The sequence below is a fragment of the Peribacillus huizhouensis genome, assembly GCF_014138605.1.
In the GTDB taxonomy this organism is placed as follows: Bacteria; Bacillota; Bacilli; order Bacillales; family DSM-1321; genus Peribacillus; species Peribacillus huizhouensis.
In genome coordinates, this window is the sequence record NZ_JACJHX010000014.1 from 43425 (window position 1) to 56596 (window position 13172).

Sequence of the window (13172 nt, forward strand, 5' to 3'; positions counted from 1 at the left end):
CCTTTTAAAATACCTTTATTTTAACATATAAAAAAAACAGGTACATTATTGCTTGTTTGATATTTGGTGATTTAGTTCAAACGAGAGACATTTATAAGGTACTCGAAGAGGAATAAATCGAAGAAATCGGTAGAGTAGATAGGGGACCATTCTAAATAAAATTTGCTTCTATATATGTACAATAAAGGAGGGAATGAAAATAATAAAATAGCCCATAGCCTCTGCACCATTCAGAATTAACAGTTCTTTAGTTGGAATCGGGCTTCGGGGAGCGACTTGCTGTTTAATTTATTGACTGGTGTAGAGGGCAGGGTGCGACCAGCACTTTGCCGATAGGAATAAATTATACATAATCCGTACTTTTTTCAATTCGTAATAACATAATAATTATTTTGGCTTTTTACACAAGATCGCTTTCATCCGAATCTTCTATTTGGTGTAACGGTTTGCATAGCTAGATGCTACGAATGCATTCGGTTTAATTTTCGGTTCTACACCCATGGCTTCCATTCTTGCTACCATTTCATTGACAAATTCACTCGTTTTATTCTTTTTTCCAGCGCCAATATCAATATGGCCTTCCATTGTAAATGTGGCTCCCTGATAAAGGTAAGGTAGAACGATGTCGATTAATTGATTTTTTCTTTCCTCCGTAAATAAAGCAACAATTTCTTCGGATAGAGATAATTCATTGGAAATTCGCTCATGCAAATGCAACATTCTCCTAGGAATTATAACTTTTCTTATACAAGCCCATACACCATTTCCTTCATTAAATATGACAATTCCTGTTATAAAGGTCGTATGTGTTTGGTGAACTTGAGAATCTGTTCCTACCATTAATCGAAAGTGACTGCAAGGTTTAGATTTCATGAATTTCACAATATGTTCAAAAACCTGGTCAAAGGACATCCAACTTTCCTGTAGATTTTGAAATAGGTACTGATTATCCAAATCGTTTCTCATATCTTAATATCACAACTTTCTCCTCAATTCATGAATATGGAAATTTGTTCTTATTTGTATTTTATGAAAAAACTGGATTGTCGTGTCAGGCATTTGTGGTGATACTTTATTTTTTATGTCCCATTCTAAATTCTTCATAAAATCTAAAAAAGTTATATCTATTTAAAACCATCTTCTCCTGGGGTGGTTTTTGTCTTATTTTAGTGGTTTTTGTAAAAATTCCAGATGCCGAATGTTTATTTTTAAACTAAATGAACATAATAATTTCCAAATACATCAATTATAGGTATAAGGGGGATATTCCATGAGTGAAAAAGATGAAAGAAAAGATGCGATGACCCGTAGGCAATTTATTCGTAAGGGAGGCTATGTTGCTGGCGGAGCTATTGGTGGTGGGATTTTGGGTGCTTCAATTTCTCAAATGTTTATGCCGACAGCTCCATCTCCATCTCCAGAAATAAGTAAGACTAAAAATGAAGGTGTCCAAAAAGCCGATGTAGAACGCTATAATCAAGCACTTATGTTCTTCAATAAACAAGAGGATTTTAAAGTTCTTGCTCAAGCCTCTGAACGAATTTTTCCGGCGGATGACCTTGGACCAGGTGCGATTGATTTAGATGTTCCTTTTTATATCGATCATCAATTAGCAGGAGCTTGGGGAAATAATGCGCGAGACTATATGTTGGGGCCATTTTATCCTGGTATAGAAACGCAAGGTTTCCAGTCGCATTTAAAAAGAAATGAAATCATTAGTCAAGGAATTGCTAGAATACAGTCGGTTAGCAAAGAGAATTTTAAGAAGAAATTCACAGAGTTAAACGAGCAACAACAAGATGATATATTGGCTGCTTTTGAAAAAGGAAAAGTGAAAATGAAAGGTGTAAGCTCAAATGATTTCTTTACTTTGCTTCGCATGTCGGTGTTAGAAGGAGTTTATGCTGATCCATTATATGGTGGTAATCGTGACATGGCGGGTTGGAAAATGAAAGGGTTTCCTGGCAATCAGATGAGTTATTTGGCACAAATTGAATCAAAGGAATTTCTCGAAATTGAACCGAGCAGTCTACATTCTCATATTGCTTCACCAAAAAAATAACGTGAATGAGACATACATATTTTAAGACAGAGAGGAAGTAAAAAGTGGCTAAAACATTACCTAAAGTCGATGTATTAACAGTCGGAGTTGGTTGGGCTGGAGGAATTATCGCAGCCGAATGTGCGAAAAATGGATTAAACGTAGTTGGCTTAGAACGAGGCGGGAATCGCAATACAGAAGATTTCTCCATGATCCATGATGAATTAAGATATGCCATCCGCTATGATTTAATGCAAGATGTGTCAAAAGAGACTATCACATTTCGCAACAAATTAGATCAAAGGGCGTTACCAATGAGGCAATTAGGTTCTTTCCTCCTCGGTTCTAGCGTAGGTGGTTCAGGTGTCCACTGGAATGGTCATACTTTCCGCTTCCTTCCATACGATTTTGAAATTAAAACAAAAACAATCGAAAAGTATGGGAAGTCGAAAATTAAAGATGATTATTTGCTCCAGGATTGGGGCATTACCTATGATGAGTTAGAGCCATACTATGATACGTTTGAAAAAACATGCGGAATTTCTGGTGAACCAAATCCGCTTGGTGGCAAACGGAGCAGTGATTATCCTACACCGCCAATGAAAAATACGGTCATAACAAATAAATTTAGAGACGCGGCAAAAAAGCTCAATTTACACCCGTTTTCTTTACCATCTGCAAATTTGTCTGAGGCGTATACGAATCCTGATGGAGAAAAACTTAATGCTTGTCAATATTGTGCCTTTTGTGAGCGATTTGGATGTGAATATGGAGCAAAAACTTCTCCAAATATAACAGTTATTCCAACGGCTATGAAAACAGGTAAATTCGAGTTGAGAACACACGCCAATGTGATTGAAATCATTCACGAAGGCGGTAAGGCAACAGGAGTCAAGTATATAGACACCTTACAAGGCGAAGAATTCATCCAGCCAGCTGATGTCGTTGTATTAACAAGCTATGTCATGAATAACGCAAAGTTGTTACTCGTATCGAAGCTTGGAAACCCATACGATCCAAAAACCGGCAAAGGTGTGATTGGAAAAAATTACTCCTATCAGTTAACTCCTGGCAGTACCGGTTTCTTTGAAAAGGAACGATTTAATACTTATATGGGTGCTGGAGCTCTTGGTCAAGTTGTTGATGATTTTAATGGCGATAACTTTGATCATAGTAATCTTGATTTTATTCATGGAGGTACATTGGTCGTTAGTCAATCTGGATATCGTCCAATTGCAAGCAATCCCGTCCCTCCTGGAACACCATTATGGGGAAAAGAGTTCAAAGAACAATCGATTAAATATTATACTCGGACCATTAATGCTGGGTTCCAAGGCGCATCTTTGCCTCACCGGGACAACTATCTTGATTTAGATCCTACCTTTAAAGATGCATATGGAGTACCGTTATTAAGAATGACTTATAATTTTACTGATCAAGATCGAAAGTTACATGAATATTTAACTAAGCAAAGTGAAAAGATCATGAAGGAAATGGGCGCAGATACCGTTATGAATATTGGGAAATTAGTGGACTACAATATTGTGCCATACCAGACGACTCATAATGTGGGTGGTGTCATAATGGGAGATGACCCAAATATATCAGCGGTGAATAATTATTCGCAAATGTGGGATGCTGATAATGTATTTGTCGTCGGTGCCTCTGCCTTTCCACATAATAGCGGCTATAATCCTACGGGAACGCTTGGAGCGCTCGCTTATCGTGCAGCAGAAGGGATTGTGAAATATAGTAAAAATGGAGGCCAGCTTGTTTAGAAAGGGGCATGGAGTATGTTACAAAACATCGGAATTCCAGGTTTAATCATAATTCTTATCATTACACTGATAATTTTTGGTCCGAAAAAACTGCCTGAAGTTGGTTCTGCCTTTGGGAAAACCTTATCTGAGTTTAAAAAATCTGCCCAAGATATTATTAGTAGTGAAGATATAGATTCTACTAACAAGGGAATTGAAGTAGCAAGGTCGGATAAGGTGACCGATTTAATCAAGAAATGAGAGTAAAGTCATTATTTCTTTGTGATTTTACTTTTAATTACTCAACATTTGATTCCGGTTGTAACAGAGATACGGGTCTGTTTTTGGGCTGTAATTCCTTTATCCTACTCTTTACAGGCAGTGAGCCCCCCACTTCAAGATTCTAAGTATGTAAATGAAGTCGGGTGTGATAAACTGCCCGTAAAGGTCCGATTGATCGAAGCGGTAGCGAGGATTATAGCGACAGTAGTACGGGACTAACCATCAGTGAGGGATGAAGAAAACCTTTACTGATGGAAGTTTCACTTTATTATATCGTTTCCAATTTAAATATCATATTTTTCAAAGAAAGGGTCTGACTTACACTATATATATCGATTTTAAATGATGTAGATAGTGTGAGTCTGGCCCTATCATGTGTGCTTTTTTACTATAGACAAGAGGGGATTCGTATCTTGTTATTGCGAATGTGCTCGGTATTCTTCTTCAACTGTAGGTTCATCCTTTACATACCAGATAAACTTTCCTGTATACCCGTATATAACAGCAATAGTAATTGCTACAAAAGGAAACCATACAAACGGTGTATAAGCAAAGGTCGATACACCAAGAACCGCTGTCATGTACATGGCGTTTTCTGTCCAAGGAATCATTACACCAGTCAACGTTCCTCCTGTTTCAGCATTTCTTGAGAGTACGCGTCGTTCGATTTTTAGTTTGTCATAGTTTTCTCCCGTCATTTTAGTAGCTGTAATAAGAGCTACAAAAGCAGCACTTCCAAAAAAGTTTCCAAAGAATCCCGCAGCAATAGTTGAAACAGTTAATCTTCCGGCATTTTTTGCCCAGCGGGAAAGAATATCACTGACCACTTTTATGACTCCAGTTTGCTCCATTAAACCACCAAAACCAAGAGCAACCAAGAAAAATACAACTAATCCAGACATAGAACTAATTCCGCCTCTATTTAACAATAAATCTAAAAATTCAATTCCCGTATTGGCACTGTATCCTTCATAAGCTGTTCTTAATGCAGGAATAAAATCCATTCCTTGAAATGCCCAAGACCAAATCACTCCAAGAAGTGCACCAAACGTTATAGTTGGGATAGATGGTTTGTTCAAAGCTAGTAAAATCATGACTATCAAAGCAGGGACGAGTGAATACCACGTAATATTAAAATGGCTGCTTAAAGCATTGGCGTTTTCTTGTACCTTACTCACATCTAAGTTTTCATTTCCATACATCATTCCCGCAATATAAAACAAAATTGCAGTAATAATGATCGCTGGCAGACTGACATAAAGCATAGATCGAATATGATCCATCAACTTAACCTTAGACAAAGATGCAGTTAATACGGTCGTATCAGAAATTGGTGATAGCTTATCACCAAAAAATGATCCCGAGATGACAGCACCAGCAACAAGTGGTAGCGGTAATCCGAAACTTTGACCGATTCCCATCATGGCTATGCCTGCGGTACCTGCTGTTCCCCATGAAGTACCAGTAGCTAACGAGGTAATGGCACAAATAATCACTGTACCTGGCAGAAAAACACTCGGATGCATGATTTCAAGCCCGTAATAAATAATACTCGGTACAACGCCTCCTGCAATCCACGTTCCAATTAAAGAGCCCACAGCTAATATAATTAATGGAGCTTGAAGCCCATTAGTGATACCTTTAATAATTGACTCTTGAAGGTCATCGTACGTATGTCCAAGATAAAGTCCGAAGAATATAACGACGAACCAGACAATGAAAAGAGAGAGTGAAATATCTATTTCAAACACACTAACTGAGCTGAACATTATAACCATAAAAAAAACTAAAAGAATAATAATTTCTCCCAGTCTTGGCAATCGAGGCTGTTTCCTTATGTTTGACATTTATATCCCCCAGTTCTGGTAATTGAATTACCATTGGAATGATTTGCTTGTATATCATCATTACTTTTGTAATAACATAATTAGCTTGTCCTGTTTGGAATCCCAAATCTCTTATATGAAAGCGCTTAAAATTTTGATATCAGAAAACATGGATATAATCATGCTGTACTGTACAATGTAAACACTATTCACATGTAACCCACTCAGATCAGTAGAAAGGTTTTAAAACAATCTCCATGGACATAGCTAATTTTGTATATAAATCATAGTGTACCCCCTTTTCGAATTTGTTTTTTAGAAAATGCCGAAAATTTATTTTATTGGCGATTTATTTAAGTATTGACCAATTTTTAATCTATGTAAAATGAATATAAATGATAGTTAGGATTAGGATTACTTATGCTAGACATATTTATTGAAAGTTTTGTAGAAGAAATTGAATGCCGAAAAAACCTTTCCTGACTTTAAAGAATTCTTAGATCAAATGATGTTAACTATTTACTGGATTGCTAACAATAACAAGGTGATACATGAAAATTTTACTGCAGACCATTTCATTGTAGTCTTTCTTGTATGCACGTATAAATTAGAATTGAAGATCTTAAGTGAATTGCTCCACCCAAACTTTCACACACTCTATAAACTTTTCCGTTGCTGGGGATATTGTGGGTGTAGTTGCGAGACCAATGATCCTAAAACTATCAACCTCTAAATCAAGAATAGAAAAATCTTGAGAGTAATCATCCAATGCCACCATTTCTGAAAGAATACTAATCCCAAGATTATGTTTAACCATTGAGACGATCGCTTTGTCTTCATACAATTCATATTTTATATCTGGTTTAATAGAATGTTCTTTAAAAATTCGCGTTACATCCGTGTCTCCACCTTCTTTAGGAATAATGAAGGGTTCTTTCTCAATTTGGTTAAAGGTAATTTTTTTTTGTTTATGTAACGGATTTTGACTAGACACGATACAAACCATTGGATCTTTCTTTAATGGGATGACTTCTAGGGATTTAGACAAAGCTGGAAGAGCCAAAAATCCACAATCCACTTCATTATTTATTAACCAATGCTCAATCTTTTTATAATCTCCTTCAAACAATTTAATTTCAATATTCGGATAACTATTTTGAAAAAAAGTGATAATCTTAGGTAGCCATTGAGATGCCACACTTGCAAAAGTGCCTACTTTTACCGTACCTACTTCCATTCCTTTAATTGCAGCTACCTCTTGTTTAATTTCTTCATTTATTAGTAATAGTTCGCGAATGTGTTTGATAATTCGGGCTCCATCACTCGTTAGTTGAACGCCTGATCGAGATCGAGTGATCAATGGTAGTCCCCATTCTGTTTCAAGACTATTGATGGCATGGCTTACGCCCGGTTGTGTTAAATTAAGGGAATTTGCGGCTTTTGTAAGACTCTTTAATTCAACAACTCTATTGATTACTTCATATCGTGAAATGGTCATTAGCTCACCTCATACATTCGTTATAATTATACTTAATATTATAAATATTCATTTTACTTATGTAAAGACGGTGATTATAGTTATAAATAAGCAAATACACTTTATTGAGAGGAATTACTCTACAAATTTCTTGTAAACCCTTACAAGGTTCTGGTTGCTTGTCACTCTAATGAAAAGAAGCCTCTCTCAATTAAAGGATAAATAAAAAATTAGGAGGAATTTTAGATGAAATTAGGTCTGTTTTTATATGCTTCCCACCCACCAGAAAGATCTTATTATGATGCGACACAATGGGATTTAGAAATGATAAGGTATGCGGATGAATTAGATTATGAAGAAGTGTGGATGGGCGAGCATTTTACAGCAGAGTGGGAACCGATTCCTGCCCCTGATCTCGTGGTAGCCCAGGCACTGCTTCAGACAAAGAAGATTAAACTAGGTGTTGGGGCACACTTGTTGCCATACCATCATCCTGCTGAACTGGCTCATCGTGTAGCATACTTAGATCATTTAGCTCAAGGTAGATTTTTATTTGGGGTTGGCTCAAGTGGCTTAGGTAGTGACTTAGCTCTATTCAACGTAGATGGTAGTACTGGTGAAAATGTTAAGATGACAGCTGAAGCACTCGAAATTATTCTTAAATTATGGACTGAGCAAGAGCCGTTTGAATATAGAGGGAACTATTGGAATGTGAATAAAACGGACCGTATGCATGAAGTATTAGGACCTCATATGAAGCCTTATCAAAAACCATACCCTCCAATTGGAGTCGCTGGGTTGAGTCCTCATTCAGCCACTTTAAAAATCGCAGGACAACGGGGCTTTATTCCGATGAGTTTAGCTTATAGACATAGTGCAGCTTCAAAAAACTGGGAGTCTGTTGTTGAAGGAGCGAAACGAAGTGGTAAAACCCCTGATCGCCAAGATTGGAGAGTAGGTAAAAACGTTTTTGTCGCTGATACGGATGAAGAGGCATATGAATATTCGGTAAATTCAATGATGGGAAGACATTTTAGAGAATACACCATTCCTTTATTTAAGAGCTTAGGCAGATTGTCTATTTTTAAAGAGGATGAGAATATTCCAGATGAAGATGTAACAGTAGATTATATAGCAGAAAACTGTTGGTTTATCGGGTCTCCTGATACTGTGGCAAAGAAACTAGATCATTTCTATAAAATCTCTGGAGGTTTTGGCACTTTACTGACTCCTGGTTATGATTATCTCGACAATCCTGAAGTATGGAAGAAATCTATGAGACTACTAAAGGAAGAGGTCCTTCCAAGATTAAAACATAATCGAGTAGTTTACTATTAAGGGCTTGTTATACTTTTATCCCGATTTTATAGGTAGCAAACATGAAGCAAGCTTCACTAAAAAGTTTGAAATTGGTTATTTTCATGGGAGTAGTAGGGGATGAAGGAACCCCACACTGATAGAAGTTTCACTTTATCCAGGTGTAGTTATTTATCATAAAGTAAATGGACTGTTTCAGAAAAATTATAAGAGGTGTTTTTAATGGGGCGTTTAAACGGAAAAGTAGCGATAATTACAGGAGCAGCCAGTGGCCAAGGAGCCTGTGAGGCTGAAATATTTGCAAAAGAAGGAGCAAAAGTTGTTGCGGTCGATGTACAGATGGATCTTCTTCAACAAGTAGTATCAGACATAAAAGATTTTGGTGGAGAAGCGATTGGCATAAAACTAGATGTGTCCTCAGAAGAAGATTGGAAAAAAGTAATAGAACATACTGTTAAAACCTATGAGAAAGTAGATATTCTTGTGAATAATGCAGGGGTCATTATCTCAAATAATATTGAAAACTGCACTTCGGATGAATGGAATAAGATTCAGAACATCAATTCAACAGGAGTTTACTTAGGAATGAAGTATGCCATTGCAGAAATGCTTAGAACAGGTGGGGGTTCAATTGTTAATATTTCATCCATCGACAGTCTTGTAGGTGGTAGTAGTTCTGCTGCATATGCTGCCTCAAAGGGTTCTGTTAGATCCTTATCAAGACATACAGCAATTGATTATGCAAAAAGTAATATTCGAGTGAACTCTGTTTTCCCAGGTTATATTTTAACTCCAATGACCGCAGAACAACTTACTGATGATGAAAGAAGTGAATACATTTACAGCCAAACAGCTCTTCCTTATTTGGGAAATCCAGAAGATGTAGCTTATGGCGTTCTCTATCTTGCTTCAGACGAGGCTAAATTTGTTACTGGAACGGAATTAGTAATCGATGGGGGCTACACAGCCAAATAAAGCGAAACTTCAATCAGTGGGGGGCTTACTGCCCGCTAATACGGGATAAACGGTTAGAGATAACTACACCATGTAATTACTCTAAAAATGGGGTGTTTCTAAATGAATTCATTCATTACTTCCATCCATGGAACAGTCATTTTGGGGAAACAAATAGGTCGAACAATTGGTTTTCCTACAGCCAATTTACGCCTATTATCTGAAATTCCGAAGTTAGATTATGGAGTCTACGGAGTCATTGTCGATTGGAAGGGTAGTAAAATTCCAGGCATTATGAATATAGGAATAAGACCAACATTTCATGACCATTCTGAAGTGAGTTACGAAGTGCATTTACTAGATTTTGATGAGCATATCTATCATGAAAATATAAATGTGGAAATATGTTTTCCGGTAAGAGAAGAAAGGTTCTTTAACGATATTTCTGAACTTGTTAAACAAATCCATAGTGATGTTGCTTATGTTAGGGAAAAATTGCGATTTATCGATCGAAGCAATCAAAATAATAAACACGTTGTTCATGTGTAAGGTGAATGTATGAAAAACGATATGAATGCCCTTATACATTTGCCTGATTTATTATTTATACAATGGTGTGATGCTGAATTTGGTATAAACCGTGGTGTATATAATACTATCGATTCCTGGTTCTACCAAAAAGGGGTAAAGGAAATTACTCAGCGCCGCAAATACATTCTAAAATTTTCGCAAAGTCTAAATCAGTACTGTGATAAAAGAGCGAAGATTAAATTTGGGCCAGGTGGCTTGATTGGTTGTTTAAATAATTATTGGAAAGTATTCATCGAGAGTGGATTGAAACAAAACGCTTAATAGAATATCTAACAAATTATCCATGCATGAATGTACTTAAGATCTTTCTGAAAAATAGAAATTCTAAACATGGAAAGGGTGGGCGGCGTGACAAAAGCGGTCATAATTTATGGAGGCCATACCCGAAAGTCTCGATTAAAGGGAGTGCTGGATAGAGCAGAAAAGTTCCTTTCTGAGAACCATTTTGTGTTTGAGACAATTTATGTTCACGAATTGCCTGCACAAGATTTAATCAGCGCTAACTTTAAGAGTGAATCCATCATAGATGCGAATGCAAAGGTAGCGGCAGCCGAGGTGGTTATTATCGTAACGCCTACTTATAAAGCTTCGTACAGTGGTATCTTGAAGACCTATCTAGACTTACTACCACAAAAAGGATTTGAGGGGAAAACGATTTTGCCACTTGTTCTTGGTGGATCGTTTGGTCACTTGTTAGTCATTGACTATGCGCTAAAGCCGGTACTATCGGCACTAGGTGCAAGAATGATATTGAAAGGTGCCTTCGTTCTGGATACACAGATTGAGTACGTAGAAAATAATCAATTTCAGATCGATCCTTTAGCAGAAGAACGACTTGCAAATGTATTACAGCTCGTACAAGAAGAAACCCGATGTTCAATTCCAATTCACAGATAAATCAAATATAGAGGCCCTCATCTGTTAAGATAAGTGCCTAATTACATCCCAAACCATGCAGAGTGTTGTGCAATATTGAATGTACGTGAAAAAAACAGGTGGTAGCGCGATAATCTATAAAAAGATACGTGCTACCACCTGTTTTTATTTAAATGATTTATCTTTTGAGCACATGTGATAGGAAGAATTTGTTTCATCCTATTTATACATTTTATTAGTATTCAGCTTCATAAACATATTGTTCTTCTTTTGTAAATATTTTAATAAAATACTAATTGTCTTACCTTTACGTTCAAATAGATCATTGAAATGATTGTTATGATAATATTGGTAAGTGGTTTTCTGAAAATACAATTGTATTTTTACAGAGAACATAATATTATTATTATATAACAAAAATACTTTGATAGATAGAATCTATAAAGGTCTGAATTGGGTAAAATAGGCAATTGGAGGAAATAATTTTGGCAAACAAAGAATTAAAGAGAGGGCTAGAGGCACGGCATATTCAGATGATTGCATTGGGCGGTACTATTGGCGTTGGGTTATTTATGGGCTCAGCTAGTACTATTAAATGGACTGGACCATCTGTTATGCTTGCTTATGCTGTCTGTGGAATATTTATATTTTTCATTATGCGCTCTATGGGTGAAATGCTTTATCTAGAGCCTACTACGGGTTCATTTGCAACCTTTGCAAGTAACTATATTCATCCTTTAGCGGGTTATATGACTGCGTGGAGTAATTGGTTTCAATGGGTAATTGTCGGCATGTCCGAAATCATTGCCGTTGGAATGTATATGAAGTATTGGTTCCCAGATCTACCAGCGTGGATCCCAGGTGTGATCGCCATGCTTATTCTTGGAGCTGCAAACCTCATCTCTGTAAAAACTTTCGGGGAATTTGAATTTTGGTTTGCACTTATTAAAATTATTACAATTGTGCTGATGATTATTGCTGGTATAGGCCTTATCTTTTTCGGAATCGGAAATGGAGGCGATGCAATTGGCTTATCAAACCTTTGGGCAAATGGCGGCTTCTTCACAGGGGGCTTTTCAGGATTCTTCTTTGCGCTTTCCCTTGTCATAGCATCTTATCAAGGCGTTGAACTTATCGGAATTACTGCTGGTGAAGCGAAAGATCCAACAAAGACCATAACCAAAGCGATTCAAACGATCATTTGGCGTATATTAATCTTTTATATTGGCGCAATTTTTGTCATTGTAACGGTCTATCCGTGGGATCGATTAGATGACATCGGTAGTCCATTTGTTTCAACTTTTGCTAAAATCGGTATTACTGCAGCAGCAGGTATTATTAACTTTGTCGTCATTACAGCAGCGATGTCTGGATGTAACAGTGGGATTTTTAGTGCAGGGCGTATGCTTTACACTTTAGCATTGAACGGTCAAGCTCCGATAATCTTTGCAAAAGTATCAAAAAATGGAGTGCCAGCATATTGTACGATCGCTGTCCTTCTAGGTTTAGCCATTGGTGTTGTCTTGAACTTCCTTGCACCGCCACAACTATTCCTTTATGTTTACAGTGCTAGTGTTTTACCTGGAATGATTCCATGGTTTGTCATACTTATTAGTGAGCTTAGATTCAGAAAGGTAAGAGCTACAGAAATGGGCAACCATCCTTTCAAAATGCCTTTTGCCCCATACAGCAACTATGCAACAATTGCCTTTTTACTGATGGTGTTAGTTGGTATGTGGTTTAACCCTGGTACTCGAATATCTCTTATTGTGGGAGTCATTTTCCTCGCTATTGTCGCAGTAAGTTATTACGTGTTAAGAATGGATAAGAGAGTACCATTAGAGGGTAATCCGGATGATGATATTTCTGCATAAGAATGTTTGAGTTCTGTGTTAAATAAAAGCAGATGGTAGTGTGAAGCTATTAAAAACTTCGCGCTGTGCCATCTGCTTTTATTTCAATTCTTATCATATTCCTTATAATCAACGGCAATATGTCAGCCAGTTTCCACTATATCCTCAGTCAGAGATATAGGCAGGGCAAGTAATTAA

General features: G+C 36.9%; 12 protein-coding genes. 9 read left to right on the forward strand and 3 right to left on the reverse strand.

Annotated features, from left to right (window positions below):
- Window positions 1-429 precede the first annotated feature (429 nt).
- Window positions 430-912 (reverse strand): ribonuclease H-like YkuK family protein, encoded by a 483-nt coding sequence (locus HNP81_RS18050; RefSeq protein ID WP_376766766.1) that lies wholly within the window; start codon window positions 910-912, stop codon window positions 430-432.
- A 358-nt stretch (window positions 913-1270) separates the two neighbouring features.
- Between HNP81_RS18050 and HNP81_RS18055 the strand changes: the two genes are divergently transcribed.
- From HNP81_RS18055 to tatA, 3 genes are read left to right on the forward strand one after another with little or no spacing between them, the layout of a single operon-like run.
- Window positions 1271-2062, forward strand: a complete 792-nt coding sequence (locus HNP81_RS18055; RefSeq protein WP_182503532.1) for a gluconate 2-dehydrogenase subunit 3 family protein — start codon at window positions 1271-1273, stop codon at window positions 2060-2062.
- Window positions 2063-2106: 44 nt separating this feature from the next.
- Window positions 2107-3819, forward strand: coding sequence for a GMC family oxidoreductase (locus HNP81_RS18060; protein ID WP_182503533.1), 1713 nt, complete (start codon window positions 2107-2109; stop codon window positions 3817-3819).
- Window positions 3820-3834: 15 nt separating this feature from the next.
- Window positions 3835-4059 carry a twin-arginine translocase TatA/TatE family subunit gene (tatA, locus tag HNP81_RS18065; protein ID WP_182503534.1) on the forward strand — a complete coding sequence of 75 codons (225 nt, stop codon included), beginning with the start codon at window positions 3835-3837 and terminating at the stop codon, window positions 4057-4059.
- A 437-nt stretch (window positions 4060-4496) separates the two neighbouring features.
- Here the strand turns inward: tatA and nhaC are convergent, their stop codons facing one another.
- Window positions 4497-5927, reverse strand: coding sequence for a Na+/H+ antiporter NhaC (nhaC, locus tag HNP81_RS18070; RefSeq protein WP_182503535.1), 1431 nt, complete (start codon window positions 5925-5927; stop codon window positions 4497-4499).
- A 601-nt stretch (window positions 5928-6528) separates the two neighbouring features.
- Window positions 6529-7404, reverse strand: a complete 876-nt coding sequence (locus tag HNP81_RS18075; protein WP_182503536.1) for a LysR family transcriptional regulator — start codon at window positions 7402-7404, stop codon at window positions 6529-6531.
- A 225-nt stretch (window positions 7405-7629) separates the two neighbouring features.
- Here HNP81_RS18075 and HNP81_RS18080 point away from each other — a divergent pair, with 225 nt between their 5' ends.
- The 6 genes from HNP81_RS18080 (at window position 7630) to HNP81_RS18105 (ending at window position 12995) form a co-directional block, all read left to right on the forward strand.
- On the forward strand, window positions 7630-8721 hold the full coding sequence (locus HNP81_RS18080) for an LLM class flavin-dependent oxidoreductase (RefSeq protein ID WP_182503537.1): 1092 nt from the start codon (window positions 7630-7632) through the stop codon (window positions 8719-8721).
- 201 nt (window positions 8722-8922) lie between these two features.
- Window positions 8923-9675 (forward strand): SDR family NAD(P)-dependent oxidoreductase, encoded by a 753-nt coding sequence (locus HNP81_RS18085; protein WP_182503538.1) that lies wholly within the window; start codon window positions 8923-8925, stop codon window positions 9673-9675.
- A 102-nt stretch (window positions 9676-9777) separates the two neighbouring features.
- Window positions 9778-10203 (forward strand): riboflavin kinase, encoded by a 426-nt coding sequence (locus HNP81_RS18090; RefSeq protein ID WP_182503539.1) that lies wholly within the window; start codon window positions 9778-9780, stop codon window positions 10201-10203.
- Between the two features lie 9 nt (window positions 10204-10212).
- Window positions 10213-10506 (forward strand): hypothetical protein, encoded by a 294-nt coding sequence (locus tag HNP81_RS18095; protein WP_182503540.1) that lies wholly within the window; start codon window positions 10213-10215, stop codon window positions 10504-10506.
- 87 nt (window positions 10507-10593) lie between these two features.
- Window positions 10594-11142, forward strand: coding sequence for an NADPH-dependent FMN reductase (gene ssuE, locus HNP81_RS18100; RefSeq protein WP_182503541.1), 549 nt, complete (start codon window positions 10594-10596; stop codon window positions 11140-11142).
- Between the two features lie 464 nt (window positions 11143-11606).
- Entirely contained in the window at window positions 11607-12995 is a 1389-nt protein-coding gene (locus tag HNP81_RS18105) for an amino acid permease (RefSeq protein ID WP_182503542.1), read from the forward strand.
- Window positions 12996-13172 lie beyond the last annotated feature (177 nt).

Bases quoted from the DNA above. Each gene is read 5' to 3' on its own strand.
- HNP81_RS18050 (WP_376766766.1), bottom strand. From the start codon at position 912: ATGTCCTTTGACCAGGTTTTTGAACATATTGTGAAATTCATGAAATCT.
- HNP81_RS18055 (WP_182503532.1), top strand. From the start codon at position 1,271: ATGAGTGAAAAAGATGAAAGAAAAGATGCGATGACCCGTAGGCAATTT.
- tatA (WP_182503534.1), top strand. From the start codon at position 3,835: ATGTTACAAAACATCGGAATTCCAGGTTTAATCATAATTCTTATCATT.
- nhaC (WP_182503535.1), bottom strand. From the start codon at position 5,927: ATGTCAAACATAAGGAAACAGCCTCGATTGCCAAGACTGGGAGAAATT.
- HNP81_RS18075 (WP_182503536.1), bottom strand. From the start codon at position 7,404: ATGACCATTTCACGATATGAAGTAATCAATAGAGTTGTTGAATTAAAG.
- HNP81_RS18080 (WP_182503537.1), top strand. From the start codon at position 7,630: ATGAAATTAGGTCTGTTTTTATATGCTTCCCACCCACCAGAAAGATCT.
- HNP81_RS18085 (WP_182503538.1), top strand. From the start codon at position 8,923: ATGGGGCGTTTAAACGGAAAAGTAGCGATAATTACAGGAGCAGCCAGT.
- HNP81_RS18090 (WP_182503539.1), top strand. From the start codon at position 9,778: ATGAATTCATTCATTACTTCCATCCATGGAACAGTCATTTTGGGGAAA.
- HNP81_RS18095 (WP_182503540.1), top strand. From the start codon at position 10,213: ATGAAAAACGATATGAATGCCCTTATACATTTGCCTGATTTATTATTT.